A 20,739-nucleotide genomic window follows, 5' to 3' on the forward strand; every position below is an offset into this window, starting at 1 on the left:
AGGAAGGGGTAGCGCACCGTCCTCGTGAGACGGGTGCGCTCGAACGGGGTTGGTCAGCCGGCGGCGGTGCGCCGGCGATCGACGAGCTTGGCGGTGCGGTCGGTGATCAGCTGCATCCCGAAGGCCAGCACGCCCAGGACCAGGACCGATCCCCACAGGATCCGGTCGTCGTAGCCCTGGTAGCCGTCCTGGATCGCGGTGGAGCCCAGCCCGCCGCCGCCGATGGCACCGGCCATCGCGGCGTAGCCGATCAGCGCCACGGCGGTGACGCCGACGGCGCCGACCAGCGCCGCCCGGGCTTCCCCGAGCAGCACCGTCCACACGATCCGCAGCCTGCTGGATCCGGTCGTGATCGCGGCTTCGACGACGGTGAACCCGACTTCGCGCAGCGCGTTCTGCGTCAGCCGCGCGAAGAACGGGATCGCGCCGATGGTCAGCGGGACGATCACCGCGCTGCTGCCGATCGAGGTTCCGATCAGCAGCCGGGTGAACGACGCGAGGATCACCAGCAGCACCACGAAGGGCACCGAGCGCACCACGTCCACGATCACGCCGAGCACCTTGTTGAGCACCGGTTTGGGGTTCAGCCCGACCGGTGAGGTCAGGTGCAGCAGCACACCCAGCGGCAACCCGCCGACCACGGCCAGCGCGGTCGCCACCAGCACCATGTAAAGCGTTTCGAGCGTTGCTTCGCCCAGTAGTTCGCCGACCTCCGACCAGGGGGTCACATCAGTCACGCAGCAGCAACTCCGTCAACGCTCACCGGGGCGCGCCGAACGTGCGCGTCCCGATCGATCATCCACTTCAGCGCCGCCTCGGAACGCTCACCGGTGAGGCCGATCTTGAACTTGGCGACCGGGGTGTCGCCGAGGCGGGTCAGGCCACCACCGAGGATCGCCAGGTCGACGGCGAACCGGTTGGAGGCCTCGGGGAGCAGCGCTCCCACGGCGGCGAAGCCGACCAGGACGACCTCGGCGACCACGTCGTGGCGGCCGGAGGTCGGGCGCAGCTGGTCGGCCTGGTCCGTTTCGGGCAGCAGGGTGCCGCTGATCCTGCTGGTGGGTTCGGCGACCAGGTCCAGGACCTTGCCCTGCTCGACGACCTGGCCGTCCTCCAGCACCGCGACGTCGTCGGCGAGCTTGCGCACCACCGCCATGTCGTGGGTGACCACCAGGACGGTGACGCCGAGCTCGGCCCGCGCGCGGTCCAGGACGGTCAGCACCGAGTCGGTGGTGGACGGGTCCAGCGCGGAGGTCGGCTCGTCGGCCAGCAGCACCGAGGGCTTGGCGGCCAGCGCGCGGGCGACCGCGATCCGCTGGCGCTGCCCGCCGGAGAGCTGGTCGGGGTACACGGAGGCCTTGTCGGTCAGCCCGACCAGGTCGAGGAGTTCGCCGACGCGCTGGCGGCGCTGCGGCCCGCCGATGCCGGCGGCCTCCAGCGGCAGCGCCACGTTGCCGGCGGCGGTGCGCTGGCGCAGCAGCGAATCCCCTTGCGGCACAACGCCGATCTGCCTGCGCGCGGCGCGCAGGGCCTTGCCGTCCAGGGACACCAGGTCGGTGCCGTCGACGCGGATGGCGCCGCTGTCGGGCTTCTCCAGCAGCGCGATGCACCGCGCCAGGGTCGACTTCCCCGCGCCGCTCGGGCCGACCACGCCGACGACCGAACCCGGGTTGACCTCCATGGACACGCCGTCGAGGGCGCGAACGGTGCTGCCGTTGTGCTGGAAGGACTTGGTCAGGTTCTCAACAGAGATCACGATCTGCTCCACATCAGCTCGCGACGGCCGCGCCCGCGTTCGGGCAGCAGCCAGGGGGAACTTCTCGGGAAGGAAAAAGGGGAAGAGGACCGGGTCACATCTCGCGACGACAGGCGCAGGTCGTGCGCCGCCCGTGGTCGATGACCCGCCGCTGCGTGAGCAGTTCCCGGATGTGGGGTACCTCGAACCGGACGTCGCCGGAGGCAGGCAGGTTCGCTAACCGCGCGTTGGAATCCACAGCTACTCCATCGGTCCTGGCGTTAGCACCTGCCCGCGTCGGGTGGTTGCTGCGGCGTCAACAAGCCAGGTCTCTCGGCCGCTCGGGATGGATTTCCCGAATAGTAGACCCCATCGACAGGGTCAGGCGCAAGCTGATAGCCGTCACAGACCGAAATCGTTTGACAGATCACATACCTGGTGGAGCGGGAATTTTTCCGCGCGGGGTGGTGTTTTGATCACCCTCGGTGATGTCGCGGCGCGTGTGCGCAAGCCGCCGGACGAGTGGTTCAGCTCGGCGAGCCGGTGGACGCGACCTCCGCGATCCGGGCGAAATCGGCGATCCGCAACTGCTCCCCGCGCGCCATCGGATCGACCCCGGCCGCGCGCAGCAGCTCCTCCGCACGCGCCGCCGAACCGGCCCAGCCGGACAGCGCGCCCCGCAGCGCCTTGCGCCGCTGCGCGAACGCGGCGTCCACCACGCGGAAGACGTCCTCCCGCGCCGCGCTGGACGGCGGGTCGACGCGCTCGAAGGCGACCAGCCCGGAATCGACGTTGGGCACCGGCCAGAACACCTTGCGCGGCACCGGTCCCGCGCGGCGCACGTCGGCGTACCACGCCGCTTTCGCGCTCGGCACGCCGTAGACGCGGCTGCCGGGCTCGGCGGCCATCCGCTCGGCGACCTCCGACTGCACCATGACCAGTCCGTGCCGCAGGCTCGGCAGCTCGGCGAGCAGGTGCAGCACGACCGGCACGGCGACGTTGTAGGGCAGGTTGGCGACCAGCGCGGTCGGCGGCTCCGGGAAGTCCTCGGCGCGCACCTTCAGCGCGTCGGCGGGCAGCACGGTCAGCCGGTCGGCCAGCCGCGGCGCGAATTCGCGCGCGGTGCGCGGCAGCCGCTCGGCGAGCACCGGGTCGATCTCCACGGCGGTGACGGCACCGGCGGCCGGGAGCAGCGCGAGCGTCAACGAGCCCAGCCCCGGGCCGACCTCCAGCGCGACGTCGTCCGCGCCGACCTCGGCGGCCGAGACGATCCGGCGCACCGTGTTCGGGTCGTGCACGAAGTTCTGCCCGAGCTTCTTGGTCGGCTTGATGCCGAGCTCGTCGGCCAGCCGACGCACGTCGGCCGGTCCCAGCAAAGACGCCCCCTGCTCATCCACGCCGATGAACCTACCCGCGCCGATTTCGCGAGGTCAGCGGGGGTGATGCAAGAAGGCACCCGCCGAAGTCGGCGGGTGCCTCCAGGAAAGCGATCTCAGCTCAGTCGAGACCGAGCTTCGACGAGCAGGACGGCCAGGCCCCGTAGCTGCCGCCGCGGGCGGCGCGGACCTTCTCGGCCACCGCGATCTGCTGCTCGCGGCTGGCCTGGTGCGGGTACGGGGCGTACTGGTCGCCGCCGTAGGCGTCCCAGGTGGACTTGTCGAACTGCAGCCCGCCGTAGTAGCCGTTGCCGCTGTTCATGGCCCAGTTGCCGGTCGCCTCGCACTGGACGAGCTTGTCCCAGACACCGCTGTTGGGCGCGGGCTTGCCACCGACGCGGACGACCTTCTCGACCGGCTGCTTGGTGACCTTCTCGTCGACGACCTCGCGGCCGGACTCGTCACCGTTGACCTTGGTGACCCGGGTGAACTGGATCTTCTCGCCGGCCTCGCCGGGAGACTCGACCCGCTCCTCGCCCTTGAACATCGAGTTGTCGACGATCTCGCGGACCGGCGGCTGGATCGGCACGGTCACGCTGACCACGGAGCTCTGCGTGCGGTCGATGCGCACCTCGGCGCCGGTGACCAGCTTCGCGTCGGAGCCCGGGGTGACCTTGTCGTCCGGGCCGAGCTTGAGCTTCTGCTCCTTGACCAGCTCATCGATGTTGGCCGCGGTGGTGCTCAGCTGCTTCGGCGCACCGCCGCCGTCGATGAGGGTGATGTCCTTCTTGGTGCGGACCGACAGCTCCATGCCCTGCTCGGGCACCGGCATGTTCCGGTCGGCGTTGAGGACGGCGCCGTCGGCGTTGACGCCGAGCTGGCGCAGGGCCTGCTCGACGGTCACCGAGCGGACCCACTCCTCGCGGACGTCGCCGTCCACGTTGAGCTTGATCAGGCGACCGCGGTCGAGGGTGATGGTCTCGCCGTGGCCGACCTCGGCCTGCGGCGACGGGCTCAGCGCGTCGTGCGGGCCGACGGTGATGCCCTGGTCCTCCAGGACCTCGCCCACGGTGTTGTCGTAGGTGCTGACGGTCTTCTCCTGACCGTCCACCTCGACCGTGACCGACTTGTCCATCGCGGCGGCCGCGCCGCCGGTGCCGGTCAGCGACAGCAGCACACCGGCCACCGCGCCCTTGAGGAAGCGGCGCTTCCAGGCGGTCATGCCCTCGGCGACCTGCTGCGGGGGCAGCGCACCGGCGGCGTCGCCCTCGGGCATCGCCTCGAGGAAGTCCATCGGGGGCAGGACGGTGGTCTCGGCGTTGATCAGCCGGATGACCTCGTCCACGTCGATCTCGGCGGTCGCCAGCACGTCCTCGGCGTCGGGGCCGAGCACGTCGTAGACGTCCTGCGCGGTGATCTCGAAGCCACCGGGCGGGAAGCTCGGGTGCTCTTCGGACCACTGCTGGTCCGGGCGGTCGAGCAGGCCTACCGCGGTCTGCTGCGCGGTCGGCTGGACCGGGGTGAACCAGTCGGTCGCCGCATCGAAGGAATCGGCCCAGTAGCCGTCGTTCCGCGGGGTCGCGAAACCGGCATGGCTGGGCTCGCCACGTCCGTTCACAGGGTCGTTACCTCCCGAAGGCGCAAAGTCGCGTCCGCGACGTGGAGAACGTGAGAACCGTTGGGCGAGTTCATGTCTCCTCGCTCAACCCCTCTCGTTCGTCGCGTGCGCGCAACCTTCGTGCTTCGTGTCTGTATCCGACTCCCGCAAGCCAATTGCCGCCTAGCCCCGACGAGCTCGGACGAGCTCACCGCGGACTTCCCCGACGTACACCGGCGAGACTAACGGGCGTTCCCCATGACTGGATGTCATCGGTTACGGGGCCGAGACTCTACCGTGATCATGCGGGGGCGCCAAGCACCTGATTCGGACATGTGAGTCCAGTAACCCCGGAATGCCGAGCAACCCAACACGATCTGTAGTCAAGATCGGGAAAAATTAGTCCATTCGGGGGGCACCTGCAGGATTCGTTAGCCAGCGCTCGAACCCCTTGCGTGACATATAACACGGCCTCGCGAGCTGCGATTCCTTGATCAAACCGGGGCTCGGGCCAGCGGAAACGCCCCGGCGCACCGGTCCGGCCCGGGCGCTGCGCGCACCCGGGCCGGACCTCCCCTCCCCTCGCACGAGGGAACCGCGGTTCCCTCGCGACGATCATTCGCGGTATTGAGGCGAATTCACGTCATCGCGGCAGGCCGAGCTTCCGCGAGCAGGCAGGCCAGGCGCCGTAACCACCGCGGTCGGCGCGCACCTGCTCGGCGATCTCGATCTGCTGCTCCCGCGATGCGCGGTGCGGATAGCGGTTGTACCGCTCTCCTCCGTAGGCGGCCCAGGTGCTGCGACTGAACTGGAGGCCGCCGTAGTAACCGTTGCCCGTGTTCGCGGACCAGTTACCACCGGATTCGCACCCGGCGAGCCGGTCCCACACCGCGGCTCGATCGTCGGTCGGGGCTGCCGCGGCGTTCGGGGCCACCGCGACCAGGGCACTACCGCTGACAGCGATAGCAGCCGCCACAGTCCACTTCGTGAATCTATGGAACTCCACTGTGCATCCTCACAACCGATGGTCCGGTCTGGAGGACCTCCACCGGGAAACCCCGGCGGAGTTCGGGGTGTCCCCCGTTCCGGCTTCCACAGTGGACGGTAGAAGTCGGCGTGCGGACCGCAAGCGGACGATCCTGAGCATCGCTTACCAGGAATCGCAGCGTGGCGGACTACAGGGGTGTGATTACCCTCGTTCGAGGCCGAAGACTCGCTCGGCCGTGGCGGTGGTGGCTACGGCCAGCTCATCGACCTTCATGCCGCGGAGGTCGGCGAGGTCACGAAGGGTGTAATTGACGCAGTACGGCTGGTTGGGGTGTCCCCGGAAGGGGTGCGGGGTCAGGAACGGCGCGTCGGTCTCCACCAGCATCTGCTCCAGCGGAACCGCTTTGGCCGCCTCACGAAGGCTTTTGGCGTTCCGGAAGGTCGCCGTGCCGGCGAACGAGAGCACGTATCCCTTGGCAACGCAGGACTTCGCGAACTCGGCGTCGCCGGAGAAGCAGTGGAACACCACCGTCTCCGGGGCGCCCTCCTCGTCCAGGATGCGCAGGACGTCGTCGTGCGCCTCGCGGTCGTGGATCATCAGCGGCTTGCCGGTCCGCTTGGCGAGGTCGATGTGCCAGCGGAACGCCTCCTGCTGCGGTTCCGGCGGCGAGTAGTCCCAGTAGTAGTCCAGGCCGGTCTCGCCGATGGCCACCACGCGCGGGTGCGCGGAGAGCTCCTCCAGCGCCGCCTTCTCCTCGTCGCCGAAGTCCTTGGTGCGGGTCGGGTGCAGCGCCACGGCGGCGAACACCCGCTCGTCCCAGGTCGCGGCCTCGACGGCCCAGCGGGCCGAGTCGAGGTCGTCGGCGACGGTGACGACCCGGCCGACACCGGCGCCCTGCGCGCAGTCGACCATCGCCCGGACGTCCTCGGCGGTCTTGGCGCCGCAGGCGTCGAGGTGGGTGTGGGAGTCGACGGCGGCTGCCGCCAGCGCCTCGGGCACCGGCGGCAGCTCGTTCCGGGAGGTCTTCTTGCCCATCAGTCCTGCTGGATCGGGGCCCACTCCGGGCCGGTCTCGCCGAGTTCGGCGTCGAGCTTGGCGAACAGCGGCTTCGGCTTGTTCAGCGGGCGGCCCACCTCGATCTCGGTGGACTCCCACTTGGCCTGCTCGGCGGCGTACTCGCCCATCAGCACCGGGTAGGACAGCGAGGCGTCGTCGAGGTCGTCGACCTCGCGGATCTCCGGCTGCGCCGCCCACACGCCGGTGCCGCCCAGCAGCTCGTGCACCTTCTGCGCGGAGTGCGGCAGGAACGGCGTGAGCAGCGTGTTCGCGTCCGAGACGACCTGCAGCGCGGTGTGCAGGACGGCGTCGCGGCGGTCCGGGTCCTCCTTGAGCTTCCACGGCTCCTGGTCGGACAGGTACTTGTTGGCCGCCGAGACGACCCGCATCGCCTCCTGCGAGGCCGCCTTGAACCGCGAGCTGCGCAGGTGGGCGCCGACGGTGTCGAACGCGGCGCGGGACTGGGCCTTGAGCTCCTCGTCGGCCGGGGCCGGGGAGGTCGGGGCCGGGACGGCGCCGTTGTTCTTGGCCGCCATCGAGATGGACCGGTTGACCAGGTTGCCCCACTCGTTGGCCAGCTCGAAGTTGGTGCGGCGGACGAACTCGTCCCAGGTGAAGTCGGTGTCGGTGTTCTCGGGACCGGCCACCGAGATGAAGTAGCGCAGGGTGTCCGGGCCGAACTCGCGCAGGAAGTCGCGCACGTAGATGACCGTGCCGCGCGAGGTGGAGAACTTCGAGCCGCTCATGGTGAGGAACTCGCTGGAGACGACCTCGTCGGGCAGGTTCAGCTCGCCGAACGGACCGACCTCACCGCCCTTGTCGCCCTGACCGTTGTGGCCCATCAGCAGGGTCGGCCAGATCTGGGCGTGGAAGGTGATGTTGTCCTTGCCCATGAAGTAGTAGCCCTGGGCCGACGGGTCGGTCCACCACTGCTTCCAGGCGTCGGCGTCGCCGGTGCGGCGCGCCCACTCGACGCTGGCCGACAGGTAGCCGATGACGGCGTCGAACCACACGTAGAAGCGCTTCATCGGCTGGTCGCGCCAGCCGTCCAGCGGGATCGGCACGCCCCAGTCCAGGTCGCGGCTGATCGCGCGCGGGCGCATGTCCTCGACGAGGTTCTGGGCGAACTTGAGCACGTTCGGGCGCCAACCGTCGCGAGTGGACAGCCACGTGCCCAGCGACTCGGTGAACGAGGGCAGGTCGAGGAACAGGTGCTCGGTCTCGACGAACTCGGGCTTCTCGCCGTTGATCCGCGAGACCGGGTTCTTCAGCTCGGCCGGGTCGAGCTGGTTGCCGCAGTTGTCGCACTGGTCGCCGCGCGCGCCGTCGTAACCGCAGATCGGGCAGGTGCCCTCGATGTAGCGGTCGGGCAGCGTGCGGCCGGTGGACGGGCTGATCGCGCCGGTCGTGGTCTTGGGCAGCACGTAGCCGTTGCGGTGCAGCGCGAGGAAGAGGTCCTGCACCACCTTGTAGTGGTTGCCGGTGGTGGTGCGGGTGAACAGGTCGTAGGACAGGCCGAGTCCCTGCAGGTCCTCGGTGATGACCCGGTTGTACTTGTCGGCGAGCTGGCGGGTGGTCAGCCCCTCGTTCTCGGCCTGGACCGAGATCGGGGTCCCGTGCTCGTCGGTGCCGGAGACCATGAGCACCCGGTTGCCGGCCATTCGCTGGTAGCGGGAGAAGACGTCCGAAGGCACACCGAAGCCGGAGACATGACCGATGTGACGCGGACCGTTGGCATAAGGCCAGGCCACAGCCGTCAACACAGAGGCACTCATGGTGTTCAAGGGTAGTCGGCCGCTTCTCTCGCGTGACCGCGCGGGGGCAGGGGACAGTTTTAGCCATAATCACCCATGATCAAAGTCCGTTATGCCCGGTTAATTATGGCTAAAACTGTCCCCATCCTGGGCAAACGCCCGCACGTTCCCGCACGCGGCGAAGTGCCACCGAAACCCTCCGGGCGTCACTTCCGCGCGGCGAGGACCGCGTCGTAGAGCTCCTTCTTGCGGACTCCCGCGAGCTCGGCGACCTCGGCGACGGCGTCCTTCAACCGGATGCCGTCCGCGGCCCGCTCCTCGACCCGGCCGACCAGCTCCGCCGGGTCGGTCGGGGCGGCCTGCTCGGCTCCGGCCAGGACCACCGTGATCTCACCGCGAACGCCGTCGGCCGCCCATTCGGCCAGCTCGCCGAGGGTGCCGCGCTTGATCTCCTCGTAGGTCTTGGTGAGCTCGCGGCACACCGCGGCCCGCCGCGACTCGCCCAGCACCGACACCGCGTCGGCGAGGGCGTCGGCGAGCCGGTGCGGGGCCTCGAAGAACACGCTGGTGCGCTCCTCGGCGGCCAGCCGCCCGAAGAACTTCCGCCGGTCCCCGGGCTTGCGCGGCGGGAACCCCTCGAAGCAGAACCGGTCCGACGGGAGCCCGGACACCGCCAGCGCCGTGGTCACCGCCGACGGCCCGGGCAGGCAGGTCACCGGCAGGCCCTCGGCCACGCACGCCGACACCAGCCGGTAGCCGGGATCGGACACGCTGGGCATGCCGGCGTCGGTCACCAGCAGCACGGACTTCCCGTCCCGCAGCGCGTCGAGCAGCATCGGCGCGCGGGCCGACTCGACGGCCTCGTAGTAGCTGACGACCTTGCCCTCGGGGGCGACGCCCAGGGCGCTGGCGAGGTTGCGCACCCGGCGGGTGTCCTCGGCGGCCACCACCTCGGCGGAACCGAGGGCCTCGACCAGGCGTGCGGAGGCGTCGCGGGCATCACCCAGCGGGGTGGCGGCGAGGAGCAGGGTGCCGGAGTCCATGACCGCACAGCGTAGGCCGGTCGCGGGGCGTGCCCCGGTCGAGGCGTGCCTGCCCCTTACGATCGACGGTGTGAGCGTCCCAGTCCGCAGGTTCGGCGGTGCCGACGAACTCGTCCAGGTAGGCCGCGCACCGGCGGCTCACCGGCCGGGCGAGACCGACCCGCTGCCGCTGCTGGACACCTCGATGCCCACCGACCGCAAGCGCGCGTGGATCGTGACGCTGGTGATCACCCTGGTCGCCGGGCTGGTCCGGTTCTGGGACCTCGGCCGGGCGACCGACGAGGGCACGCCGGTCTTCGACGAGAAGCACTACGTCCCGCAGGCGTGGCAGATGCTGCGCAACGGCGGTTACGAGGACAACCCCGGCTACGAGCTGGTGGCGCACCCGCCGGTCGGCAAGCAGATGATCGCGATCGGCGAGTGGCTGCTGGGCTACACGCCGTGGGGCTGGCGGCTCATCGCGGCCCTGTTCGGCACGCTGATGGTGCTGCTGATCATCCGCATCGCGCGCCGGATGACGCGCTCGACGCTGCTCGGCGCGCTGGCCGGGATCCTGCTGATCTGCGACGGGCTCAGCCACGTGCAGTCGCGCGTGGGGATGCTCGACATCTTCCAGGCGCTGTTCATCCTCGCCGCGTTCTCCTGCCTGCTGGTCGACCGCGACCAGGTCCGCGAGCGGCTGTGGCAGGTCTGCTCGGACGGCCGTCTCGACCCGGCGACCTGGGGGCCTGCGCTGGGTTTCCGCTGGTGGCGCTTCGGGGCCGGGCTGATGCTCGGCCTGGCCTGCGGGACCAAGTGGAACGGCATCTACTACATCATGGCGTTCGGCCTGCTCAGCGTGTTCTGGGACGCGCTGGCCCGGCGCGCGGCGGGGGTGCGGCGGCCGTGGCGGGCGGCGCTGGTGCGCGACACCGCCCCGGCGCTGTGGGCGCTGGTGGGCATCCCGCTGCTGCTGTACTTCGCGACCTGGTCGGGCTGGTTCGCCAGCGAGACCGCCACCGACCGGCACGCGGTGCTGCTCAACGACGACGTGGGCATGAACGGCCTGCCGGACGCGCTGCGGTCGCTGCTGTACTACCAGCTCAACGTGCTGGACTTCCACACGCACCTGACCACCCCGGCGACGCCGCACCCGTGGGAGTCGAAGCCGTGGGCGTGGCCGATGGGCATGCGCCCGATGCTCTACTACTACGAGTCGGGGATGCCGGGCTGCGGCCGCAACAGCTGCGTGCAGGCGACGATGCTGATCGGGACCCCGGCGATGTGGTGGCTGGCGCTGCCGGTCGCGGCCTGGTCGCTGTGGCGCGCGGTGTTCCGGCTGGACTGGCGCTACGCGGCGGTGCTGGTCGGCTACGGCGCCGGGTACCTGCCGTGGTTCACGAACCTGGCGCGGCAGATGTACTACTTCTACGCCACTCCCCTGGTCCCGTTCCTGGTGCTGGGGATCGTTCTGGTGCTCGGCCAGGTGCTGGGCACGGTCGAGGACCACTACGAGCGCCGCAAGACCGGCCTGCTCGCGGTGTCGCTCTACATCGGACTGGTGGTCGCCAACTTCATCTGGCTGTGGCCGGTCCTCAACGGCGACCCGATCACCCACGAGCACTGGCAGGCCGAGCTCTGGCTGCCGTCCTGGCGCTGATCCGGCGCGCGCGGAGCCCGGCGCCGGGCTCCGCGCGCGTCCGGTCGGCTCAGGTCAGGGACGTGAGGGTCTTCCGGAGGGCCGCGACCGCGTCGAGGATCTCCTCCGGGCGGGCGGTGAGCGGCGGCCGGGCGCGCAGCGAGTCCGGGCCCGACGGGAGGAACAGGGTCCGGTGATCGTCCCGGGCGATCGCCAGGGCCCGGGCGCGCTGCTCGGGGTCGCGGAAGCTGATGGCGCACATCAGGCCGCGACCGCGCGGTGAGTGGACCAGGCGCGGGAACTCGGCCGCGAGGTCGCGGAGCTCGCCGAGCAGGAGCTCGCCCATCGCACGGCTGTGCGCGAACAGGTCCTCGGCCTCGATGATCTCCAGGATGCGGGTCGCGCGGACCATGTCGGTGAGCGAGCCGCCCCAGGTGGAGCTGATCCGGCTGGGTTCGCGGAAAGCGTTGTCGGCCACGTCGAGGACGCGCCGACCGCCCATGACGCCGCAGACCTGCATCCGCTTGCCGAAGGCGACGAGGTCGGGTTCGAGCCCGAGCGCCTGGTGCGCCCACGCCCGACCGGTCAGCGCGCCGGTCTGCACCTCGTCGGCGACGGTGAGCACCTGGTGCTCGACGCACAACCGCTGCACGGCCTGCAGGAACTGCGGTCGCAGGTGCCGGTCGCCGCCCTCGCCCTGGACGGGTTCGTAGACGAAGCAGGCGATCTCGGCGCCGTAGCGGCGCAGCGCGGATTCGGCGGCCTCCAGCGCGTGGACCTCCTCGGGCAGCAGGTCGGCGACGTCCCACCGCTCGCCGGGCTCGACGGCGGGGCTGGGGATGCGCGGCCAGTCGAACATCGGGTAGTCGCGGATCTTCGACGGGTCGGTGTTGGTCAGCGACAGCGTGTACCCGCTGCGGCCGTGGAAGGCCTTCTCCAGGTGCAGGACCCGGCTGCCGCGCACGGCGATCCCGCGGCGGGCGTTGACCTTGGTCTTCCAGTCGAAGGCGACCTTGAGCGCGTTCTCCACGGCCAGCGTGCCGCCGTCGATGAAGAACAGCAGCGGCAGCTCGGGGATGCCGACGACCCGCTGGAAGGTCTCGGCGAAGCGGGCCTGCTCCTCGGTGGCGAAGTCGGGGTTGGACGGCTTGACCCGCGAGGCGCGGACCAGCGCGGCTTCGAACTCCGGGGTGCGCAGGCCGGGGTGGGAGTGCCCGAGCGGTGCGGAGCTGAAGAACATGGTCATGTCGAGGTAGTCGGTGCCGTCGCGCACGTCGCGGAGCCGGCAGCCGTCACCGGCGTCGAGGTCCACGACGATGTCCATCAGGTCGCCGGTGACCTGGGCTTTCAGCGCGGTCACGGGGTCGGCTCCGGCGCGCGGGGCGGGGACTGCGGTCGAAACGGTCTCGTGCTGAGCGGTCATGATTCGGCCTCCCGGCTGCGTGGGCGCGGGTCTCGCGCACACAACAAGAATTACACAGAAGTCCGTTGATCGAGCAAGATACTTCAGCTGATCGTCCGAATGAACGAAAGATATTCTTCGGCTCGGGGGCCACGGATCCCCCGGAGCGGAAGAATTCGCGGTGTCAGGCCCGGCCGAGGCCGCCGAAGAGGTAGACCGGCTTCTCCTCGCCGGTCTCCGGCCGCCATCGCGAGCAGGTCACCACGCCCGGTTCCTGGCCCGGGCCGGCGGAGATCGTCCGGATATCCTCGGCGGCATGGCCAGGAGGTCCGGTTCCCAGACGCGCGAGGCGATCCGCGAGGCCGCGACCCGGCTGTTCACCGAGCGCGGCTACGCCGACACCTCGGTCCGCGACATCGCCGCGCGGGCGGCCACCGATCCGGCGCTGGTGATCCGGCACTTCGGCAGCAAGGAACTGCTGTTCCTGGACACCATGCACCTGAGCATCGACGACGAACCGCTGCTGGACGTGCCGCTGGAGCGGCTGGGCGCCCGGTTCGTCGAGGTGCTGCTCGACTCCGACGCCCGCACCCGCGCGATCTACCTCGCGATGGTGCAGGGCAGCGGCCACCCGCAGATCGCCGCGCGGCTGCGCGAGACCCACGAGACCTCGTTCGTGCAGCCGCTGCGGGTGCGGATGGGCGGCGACGACGCCGAGGACCGCGCCCGCTCGGCCGCGGCCCTGGTCGGCGGGCTGCTGTACTCGCTGTGGGTGGTCGGCGACCAGCGGCTGGCCGCCGACCGGGACGGGCTGGTCGAGCGCTACGGCGCTCTGCTGCAGCGGCTGCTCACGCCGTGATCACTGCACCGACCAGCCGCCGTCGGAGGGCAGGATCGCGCCGTTGAGGTTCACGCCGTCGTCGCTGAGCAGGAACGTGATCGAGGCGGCCAGCTGCGGCGCGGTCGCCACCGGCGGCATCAGGCCGATGAACCCGCCGGTGCGCTCGCGGCCGAACTCCGACATCTCCCCCATCGACGAGCCGATGCCGGTGGCCACGCCGCCCGGGGCGACCGCGTTGACCCGGATGCCCGACGGCCCGTACATGAAGGCCGCGTTGCGGGTGAGGCCGAGGACCGCGTGCTTGGAGGCGGTGTAGGCGACGCCGGCGGCGTTGCCGCGCAGCGCCGCTTCGGAGGCGACGTTGACGATGGAGCCCGCGCCCGCGGCCAGCATCGACGGCAGCGCGGCCCGGGTCAGCCGCATCAGCCCGTCGACGTTGATCCGGAAGGTGCGCTCCCAGGTGGCGTCGTCGAGCTCGTGCAGCGGGCTGAAGTCGTCCATCACCCCGGCGACGTTGGCCAGCCCGTCGATCCGCTCGCCCGCGGCGGCCACGATCCGCTCGACGTCGGCGGCCTGCGAGATGTCCCCGGCCACCGCGACCGCGCCGGGCAGCTCGGCGGTGAGCTCGTCGAGCGACCCGGCGTTGATGTCGGCGGCGACGACCCGTCCGCCCTCCCGCGCGATCCGCGAGGCGGTGGCCCGGCCGATCCCGGACGCGGCCCCGGTGACGATGACGGTCTTGCCGTCGAAGCGCCCGGGCACGATCCGCTCCCGCCACCCGGACGCGACGGCGTCGTCCTCGGGCAGCACACCCCCGTTGACCCGCAGCACCAGCTCGTCCACGGCCTCCCGGCTCAACGCCCCCTGGCTGAGCTCCACCAGCTGCTCCAAGGGCAACCCGCTCACCGGCGCCAACGCCTCGGGCTCCTGCCCGGCGGCAGCCAGCATCTCCCGGATCAACGCCCCTCCCTCCGGGTGCGCCAACCAGGCCCCCACCGTGCTCTTCCCGCTCAGCACCTCACCCACGGAACCCTCCAACCCAACAAGTCAACACCGTTGACTTACACCCTACCCACCTCTCGACCCCCGACCTCGGGTCAAAAACCGCGGTATTCGACCGGTCAAATCCTGCGGTTTTCGACCGGTCGAATACCGCAGGATTTGACCCGGGGATCAGATGATGCCGCCGTTGGCTCGGAGGAGTTGGCCGTTGATCCAGCGGCCGTCGGGGCCCGCGAGGAAGGCGGTGGCGGCGGCGATGTCGGCGGGGGTGCCGAGGCGCTCGAGCGGGGGCTGGGCGGCGAGGCGGTCGATCGTCTCCTGGGTCTTGCCCTCGAAGAACAGGTCGGTGGCCGTGGGGCCGGGGGCAATGGTGTTGACCGTGATGTCGCGGCCGCGCAGCTCGCGGGCCAGCACCATCGTCATCGCCTCGACCGCGCGCTTGGTCGCCGTGTACGGGCTGTAGGCCGGGAAGGCCAGGGCGACCACCGAGCTCGAGAAGGTGATCAGCGCGCCGCCGTCGCGCAACCGCCGGGCCGCCTGCTGGGCGACGGCGAAGGTGCCGCGGACGTTGGTGCGGTAGACCTCGTCGAGGTCGGCCAGGTCCAGGTCGGCGACGGTGGACTGCACCATCTTCCCGGCCGCGTGCGCGACCACGTCCACCCCGCCGAACTCGGCCTCGGCCGCGTCGAACATCGCCGCCACCGCGCGCTCGTCGGCCACGTCGGCCCGCACGGCGATCGCGCGACCGCCCGACTCCCGCACCTCCCCCACGGCCTCGGTGGCGAGCTCCTCGTTGCCCGCGTACCCGGCGACGACGGCGAATCCGTCGGCGGCGAGCCGGGTGACGATCTCGCGGCCGATGCCGCGCGAACCGCCGGTGACGATGGCAGTGCGAGTCATGCGTGTTCCCTCTCGTTCGGTGACCTGCACCCACCCTGCGCCGGAACCCCGAGGCCAACCAGTCGCCACCGACCCGGGGGCCACCGTCCCCTGGCTCAGCCCCGCGCCACCGGCGGAGACTGGACGACGTGAACCTGGGCGAGCTCGGCGATTTCCTCAAGAAGCGGCGCGACCGCATCCGGCCCGCGGACGTCGGCCTGCCCACCGGGCCGCGGCGGCGGGTGCCGGGGCTGCGCCGCGAGGAGGTCGCGCAGCTCACCGGGGCCTCGGTGGACTACTACATCGAGCTGGAGCGGGGCGGTGGCGCGCAGCCGTCCGAGCAGATGCTGGCCGCGCTGTCCCGCGCGCTGCGGCTCACCCGCGACGAGCGCGACCACCTCTACGCGCTGGCCGGACGGCCGCTGCCGCTGCGCGGCGGGTCGGCGGCCCACGTGCACCCGGGGATGCTCGACCTGCTGGACCGGCTGTCCGGCACGCCCGCCCAGGTCATCACCGATCTGCACGTGACGCTGGTGCAGAACGACCTCGCCGTGGCGCTGCTCGGGCCGAAGGTGCCGGAGACGGGGATGCGGGCGAGCTTCGTCCACCGCTGGTTCACCGACCCGGGCTCGCGAGCGCTGTACCCGGAGGAGGACCACCCGCACCACGCGTGGACGTTCGTCGCCGACCTGCGCGCCGCCGTCGCCCGCCGCGCCCCGGACGACCCGGAGGCGCGCGAGCTCGTCGACGACCTGCTCCACCGCAGCCCGGAGTTCGCGGACCTGTGGGCCCGGCACGACATCGCCGTCCGGCGGGACGAGCGCAAGCGGCTGGTGCACCCGGAGCTGGGCACGATCGACGTCAACTGCCTGAACCTGGTCAGCGAGGACTGCCGGCAGCGACTCCTGTGGTTCACCCCCGCCGTCGGCACCGACTCGGCCGACAAGCTCGACCTCCTCGGCGTCCTCGGCACCCAATCCCTCACCCCGGACCCGTCCTGACCCCACCGAGGCGGGCCGATCTTTGGCCAGGACTGCGGTTGGTCAATGCTGTGACCTGCGGAGACATCCGGAATTGGCTTGCGGGGAAGACCTGCCCATTGATCTGTGGATCTTCACCCGTTCGAGTGAGCAACATGGGTGGTGACCGAGCGGGACTCCCCGGCCGACCGGGGGTGTCGGGGAGTCCCGCGGTCAGGACCGGAGCCGGACGTCACCGGACCCGGATGTCGAAGAAGACCGGACGGAGGTCCTTCGGGAAGTACTCGCGACCGTCCTCGTCGACCATCTTCCACCCGATCTTGCAGCGGCCGGGCTTCTCGCCGGTGAACACCGGCACGGCGAGCTGGACGGTCTCGCCGGGAGCGACCTCGCCGACCGAGACGCGCTGCGGAGCGGTGCAGGCGGCGTCGCCCTCGCGGAAGACCTGCGCGAGGTAGCGGCCGCTCCACGGCTCGCGGCCGACGTTGCGGACCTCCCAGGTCTTGACGAAGGTCTCGCGCGCGGCGAACCCGGTGCCGTCCGGGACGGTCTCGCTGAGCATCAGCGACGCGTCACCGGGGATCGGGCGCTCCTCCGGCCACGCCCACCAGACCGCGCCCGCCACGACGAGCACCGCCACAACCCCCGCGACCGGCCACGTCCACCACGACGGTCGCCGCGCCGGAGGTTCGGCGGGTGCGGGCTCCCCCGCGGTCCGCGCCGATTCCCAGCGCGCCGACCACTCCCGCCGCGCGGTCTCGGCGTCCTGGCCGAGCACGCCGACGGCGAGGCTGCGGACGAACTCCCACGTCGTCTCCCAGGACGGCAGGTCCTTGCCCCGCGCGGCCGCCGACAGCGCCGACTTGGAGGCCATCGCGCCGAACTCGGTGCGCATCCGGTCGTAGGACGGGTCGCCCGCGGATTCCTTCAGCTCGCACAACCGCCAGGCGAACTCGGCGATCGGGCTCTCCTGCGGGTCCGGCCGCTGCTGCTTGCGGCCTCGCTTGCGCGCCGCGTCGTCCCCGCGCACAGAATCGTCCACGTCGAGCATTCTTGCGCAACGCCGCTCGCCCCCGAGCACGACGGCGGCCGACCCACGTCGTGGATCGGCCGCCGTTCCCGCTGAACCGCCCGGGATCGGGCTCTCGGTCAGCGCAGCGCGTTCAGGGTCAGCGTGAAGACCTCGGGGTCACCGGCGTTGACCTTGCCGCTGTGGTCCTCGCCGGCGTTGGAGCTCACGTCGTCGTAGGCGAACGCGTAACCCTTGCCGTCGGGCAGGTTCTCGTGGACCACGCGGGCGTAGTGGTTGGTGATGTCGTTCTGGTAGAACGTCGCCGGGTCTTCCTCGTGCGGCTGGTTCGGGTTGATCAGCAGCGTCGTGCGGTTGAACGCCGCCGCCAGCCGCGGCACGATCGCCAGGCGCTCCTGCGAGTCGCTCTCCGGGTTGTTGGCGAACGGACCGCTGTTGCAGCCCCAGATGTCCACCGAGGACGGCTTGGCGAAGCGCTCCGAGCCGAACACCAGCTCCTCGCCCTCGACCTTGCCCTCGATGATGCCCAGGTCCTCGCGCTGGGTGTCGACGAACAGCGACTCGCCCGCGTACTTGGCGTAGACCTCGTCGACGTAGGGCTCCATGTAGCCCTCGAAGTCGGCGGCGCGGTGGTTCGGGTTGAGCACCCGCACGACCCGGCCGTCGGCTTCCTGCACCAGGCCGGCCCAGTTGCCGCCCATGCCCTTGAGGGCCTCGGCGACCTTGTCCATGCCACCGGTCGACATGCCGGGAACGCTCTGCTCACCGCTGCCGGTCGTGGTCAGGTGCAGACCGATCGGCGCCGCGACGAAGTCGACGTAGCTGATGTTGGCGTAGAGCTGCTCGGCGTTGAGGGTGAACTCGGCGAACGTCCAGTCCTTGCCGAAGTTCGGGTCCTCGCTGGAGACGAAGTTGGGGTGCACGACCGAAGTGGTGCCGTCGGCGCCCTGCACGACCTGGAACTCCAGGGTGTCGTTGAGCGAGTAGTACACCCGCGCGCCGTACATCCGCGGCACGGTGACCTCGACGGTGCCGTCGACCGGGATCGCGACCTCGTCACCGATGGGCGTCGGCTCGGGGCCGCCCGCCTCGGGGAAGTAGGGGGTGCCGTCCGCCTTGATGAACACGGCCTTCTTCTCGGCGTCCGAGAATCCGGCGATGTAGGCGTTGGCCGGACCGCCGGAGTTGTTCTGCAGCACGAACTTCATGCTCTCCGGAGCCGCGGAAGCGAACGGAGCGCTGATCGCCTGAGCCCAGAACGGCGCCGTCAGGGCCGCAGCGGAATAACCGAGAAACCGCCGGCGAGAAACCATGTGGATACCTCCAGAGACAACGAGACCACCACGTTGGGCAGCCGATCCTCTCTCGTGATCGATCCCGAAGTCTGCCGGTCTGAACCACCCCTTCCATACCCCCAATTGGAGCGAAACAATCACACCTGAACATTATTGAAAGCAACCGCACATTCACGGTTTCTCGCGCAATACCCGGGGCCACAATTCGACAGAAAAATGGGAACGCGGGGCCGGACCCGGGATGAAAATCCGGGATTTTCTCGGGTGAACCGAACACTACCGATTTACGTGCCCGGTGAAAAGGGGCCGGTTCCTCGATCGGGCGGTGCGCGCCGCTCCGCACGCGCGTCGCGACGATCTTCCCGGCGACCTCGTGCGAGCATCCGCTGGTGCGAGCGACGGTCTTCACAGCCAGCCACGTGCCGACTTACCTCGACGAGTGCCACCGCACGGTGCTCGCCCAGACCCACACCGACTGGGAGTGGGTCGTGCTGCTCAACGGGACCGCCGAGTGGTCCCCGCCGGAACCGGACCCGCGGATCCGCGTCCTGCGCGGCACCGCGACCGGGCACGTCGGCGCGATCAAGCGGGAGGCGTGCGCGCTGGCCACCGGCGAGGTCCTGGTCGAGCTCGACCACGACGATCTGCTCGCCCCCACCTGCCTCGCCGAGGTCGTCGCCGCCTTCGAGGCCGATCCGGCCGCGGTGCTGGTGTACTCGGACTTCGCGGAGATCAACGCCGACGGCTCGGCCCGGCAGGAGCGGTTCAACCCGGCGATGGGCTGGGAGTACGAGCCGGTCGACGTCGACGGCAAACCGCTCGACCGCTGCCTGGCGCTGGAACCGAGCCCGCACAACGTCAGCTACATCTGGTACGCGCCCAACCACGTGCGCGCGTTCCGCCGCGACGCCTACGAGCGGGTCGGCGGCTACGACGCCTCGCTGGAGGTCCTCGACGACCAGGACCTGATGATGCGGCTCTACGAGATCGGCGAGTTCCGGCGCATCCCGAAATGCCTGTACCTGCAGCGGATGCACCAGGGCAACACCCAGCGGGACCAGCGGATCAACCGGCTCATCCAGGACGACACCGTCGCCCGGTACCACCGCGGCGTGCGGAGGCTGGCGATCGCGTGGGCGAAGCGGTCCGGGCTGGCGGCGCTCGACCTGCACACCCGCTCGTGGACCGGCCGCGCCGTCGAGCCGGGCGCCGACGAGCTCGAGATCGACCCGGCCCGGCCGGTGCTGCCGCACGCCGACGACTCGGTCGGGGTGATCGTCGCGACCGACCTCCTGCAGCGGATCTCCGATCGCGGCGCCTTCTTCGCCGAGTGCTACCGGGTCCTCGCGCACGGCGGCCTGGTGCTCACGACCACGCCGAGCACCGACGGGCGCGGCGCGTTCCAGGACCCGACGCACGTGTCGTTCTGGAACGCCAACAGCTTCTGGTACCTCACCCAGGCCGAGCGCCGCGACCACGCTTTCCCCGGCAATCCGATGCGCTTCCAGGTCAGCGGGATCCGCACCTACTACCCCACCGACTTCGACGCGGCCCACGACATCTCCTACGTCGACGCGAACCTGCTGGCAGTGAAAAGCGGCCCCCGCCAAGGGGGGCCGCTTCTCTGCTGAGCGGGATCAGTAGGCCAGCACCTGGTGGATGTTCATGCTCGCCACGATTCCGGCCAGGGTGGAGTTGTGCGTCATCGCCACGGCACCGTTCATCAGCGACACGGTCCCGCCGGCGGTGGCGTTGATGGTGACCGTGTTCGACACCTGCCCCTCCAGGCCTGCGGTGGTAGCCGTCGTCGACTTCACCCGCGATCCCTGCAGTTCGGCCCCGTTCCAGTTGAGATAGGCCGAAACGAGCTCCGACTGCACGGTCCCGGTACCGGAAGGATCGCCCTGCAACGTGTAGTCGACCGTGTAGACACCCGGAGCCAACGTCACGCTGCCGTTGCTGTTCAGCGTCACACCGGATCCGTACGGCGCCTGCAGGGTGGACATGGGCACGATCGAGTTCGCCGCGTTGCCGGCCGTGGACGTGGTGTAGAGGTACCCACCGACCGCCGGAGCCGGAGCTCCCTGCGGTCCTTGCGCACCCTGCGCACCGGTGGCGCCCTGAGGACCCACGTCACCCTGCG

General features: G+C 70.4%; 18 protein-coding genes, 1 pseudogene and 1 riboswitch. Of the genes and pseudogenes, 4 read left to right on the plus strand and 15 right to left on the minus strand.

Annotated features, from left to right (window positions below):
* Positions 1–53 precede the first annotated feature (53 nt).
* From BM424_RS08770 to rsmI, 9 genes and pseudogenes are all read right to left on the minus strand, one after another.
* Entirely contained in the window at positions 54–737 is a 684-nt protein-coding gene (locus BM424_RS08770) for a methionine ABC transporter permease (protein WP_175547993.1), read from the minus strand.
* A complete protein-coding gene (locus tag BM424_RS08775; protein ID WP_093415726.1) occupies positions 734–1,756 on the minus strand; it encodes a methionine ABC transporter ATP-binding protein in 1,023 nt (340 codons plus the stop codon). The genes BM424_RS08770 and BM424_RS08775 overlap by 4 nt, the downstream gene beginning before the upstream one ends.
* A gap of 94 nt (positions 1,757–1,850) precedes the next feature.
* Complete coding sequence (locus tag BM424_RS28770; protein ID WP_175547994.1) at positions 1,851–1,994, minus strand: hypothetical protein; 144 nt, start codon at positions 1,992–1,994, stop codon at positions 1,851–1,853.
* A 4-nt stretch (positions 1,995–1,998) separates the two neighbouring features.
* Positions 1,999–2,088, minus strand: a riboswitch (SAM riboswitch).
* Between the two features lie 174 nt (positions 2,089–2,262).
* Positions 2,263–3,132 (minus strand): 16S rRNA (adenine(1518)-N(6)/adenine(1519)-N(6))-dimethyltransferase RsmA, encoded by an 870-nt coding sequence (gene rsmA / locus BM424_RS08780; protein ID WP_175547995.1) that lies wholly within the window; start codon positions 3,130–3,132, stop codon positions 2,263–2,265.
* Positions 3,133–3,232: 100 nt separating this feature from the next.
* Entirely contained in the window at positions 3,233–4,729 is a 1,497-nt protein-coding gene (locus BM424_RS08785; protein WP_093415221.1) for a resuscitation-promoting factor, read from the minus strand.
* Between the two features lie 622 nt (positions 4,730–5,351).
* Positions 5,352–5,603: pseudogene (locus BM424_RS08790) on the minus strand (transglycosylase family protein); the annotation flags it as partial.
* A gap of 294 nt (positions 5,604–5,897) precedes the next feature.
* The gene (locus BM424_RS08795; protein WP_093415225.1) at positions 5,898–6,731 is read right to left on the minus strand and encodes a TatD family hydrolase; all 834 of its coding nucleotides are present in this window, start codon (positions 6,729–6,731) and stop codon (positions 5,898–5,900) included.
* The gene (gene metG / locus BM424_RS08800; protein WP_093415227.1) at positions 6,731–8,527 is read right to left on the minus strand and encodes a methionine--tRNA ligase; all 1,797 of its coding nucleotides are present in this window, start codon (positions 8,525–8,527) and stop codon (positions 6,731–6,733) included. Before metG ends, BM424_RS08795 begins: the two co-directional genes overlap by 1 nt.
* Before the next feature lie 185 nt (positions 8,528–8,712).
* Positions 8,713–9,549, minus strand: coding sequence for a 16S rRNA (cytidine(1402)-2'-O)-methyltransferase (gene rsmI, locus BM424_RS08805; protein ID WP_093415229.1), 837 nt, complete (start codon positions 9,547–9,549; stop codon positions 8,713–8,715).
* Between the two features lie 184 nt (positions 9,550–9,733).
* Between rsmI and BM424_RS08810 the strand changes: the two genes are divergently transcribed.
* Positions 9,734–11,188, plus strand: a complete 1,455-nt coding sequence (locus tag BM424_RS08810) for a dolichyl-phosphate-mannose--protein mannosyltransferase (RefSeq protein ID WP_093415727.1) — start codon at positions 9,734–9,736, stop codon at positions 11,186–11,188.
* 49 nt (positions 11,189–11,237) lie between these two features.
* Here the strand turns inward: BM424_RS08810 and lat are convergent, their stop codons facing one another.
* Positions 11,238–12,590, minus strand: coding sequence for an L-lysine 6-transaminase (lat, locus tag BM424_RS08815; RefSeq protein WP_093415231.1), 1,353 nt, complete (start codon positions 12,588–12,590; stop codon positions 11,238–11,240).
* 295 nt (positions 12,591–12,885) lie between these two features.
* Here lat and BM424_RS08820 point away from each other — a divergent pair, with 295 nt between their 5' ends.
* Positions 12,886–13,428 carry a TetR/AcrR family transcriptional regulator gene (locus BM424_RS08820; protein WP_093415233.1) on the plus strand — a complete coding sequence of 181 codons (543 nt, stop codon included), beginning with the start codon at positions 12,886–12,888 and terminating at the stop codon, positions 13,426–13,428.
* On the opposite strand, the gene BM424_RS08825 is transcribed toward BM424_RS08820, so the two are convergent.
* Both BM424_RS08825 and BM424_RS08830 read right to left on the minus strand, forming a co-directional pair.
* Entirely contained in the window at positions 13,429–14,436 is a 1,008-nt protein-coding gene (locus tag BM424_RS08825; RefSeq protein WP_245775718.1) for an SDR family NAD(P)-dependent oxidoreductase, read from the minus strand.
* A gap of 147 nt (positions 14,437–14,583) precedes the next feature.
* A complete protein-coding gene (locus BM424_RS08830; protein ID WP_093415235.1) occupies positions 14,584–15,312 on the minus strand; it encodes an SDR family oxidoreductase in 729 nt (242 codons plus the stop codon).
* 128 nt (positions 15,313–15,440) lie between these two features.
* On the opposite strand from BM424_RS08830, the gene BM424_RS08835 reads away from it, so the two are divergent.
* Positions 15,441–16,292, plus strand: a complete 852-nt coding sequence (locus BM424_RS08835) for a helix-turn-helix transcriptional regulator (RefSeq protein ID WP_093415236.1) — start codon at positions 15,441–15,443, stop codon at positions 16,290–16,292.
* Between the two features lie 211 nt (positions 16,293–16,503).
* On the opposite strand, the gene BM424_RS08840 is transcribed toward BM424_RS08835, so the two are convergent.
* Complete coding sequence (locus BM424_RS08840) at positions 16,504–17,313, minus strand: NBR1-Ig-like domain-containing protein (protein WP_245775719.1); 810 nt, start codon at positions 17,311–17,313, stop codon at positions 16,504–16,506.
* Between the two features lie 107 nt (positions 17,314–17,420).
* Complete coding sequence (locus BM424_RS08845) at positions 17,421–18,614, minus strand: glycoside hydrolase family 64 protein (protein ID WP_093415238.1); 1,194 nt, start codon at positions 18,612–18,614, stop codon at positions 17,421–17,423.
* A 401-nt stretch (positions 18,615–19,015) separates the two neighbouring features.
* On the opposite strand from BM424_RS08845, the gene BM424_RS08850 reads away from it, so the two are divergent.
* On the plus strand, positions 19,016–20,227 hold the full coding sequence (locus tag BM424_RS08850; RefSeq protein WP_217649655.1) for a glycosyltransferase: 1,212 nt from the start codon (positions 19,016–19,018) through the stop codon (positions 20,225–20,227).
* A 6-nt stretch (positions 20,228–20,233) separates the two neighbouring features.
* On the opposite strand, the gene BM424_RS29065 is transcribed toward BM424_RS08850, so the two are convergent.
* The gene (locus BM424_RS29065) at positions 20,234–20,728 is read right to left on the minus strand and encodes a hypothetical protein (RefSeq protein WP_217649656.1); all 495 of its coding nucleotides are present in this window, start codon (positions 20,726–20,728) and stop codon (positions 20,234–20,236) included.
* Between the last annotated feature and the right edge of the window lie 11 nt (positions 20,729–20,739).

This window comes from Saccharopolyspora flava, assembly GCF_900116135.1.
Taxonomy (GTDB): Bacteria; Actinomycetota; Actinomycetes; order Mycobacteriales; family Pseudonocardiaceae; genus Saccharopolyspora; species Saccharopolyspora flava.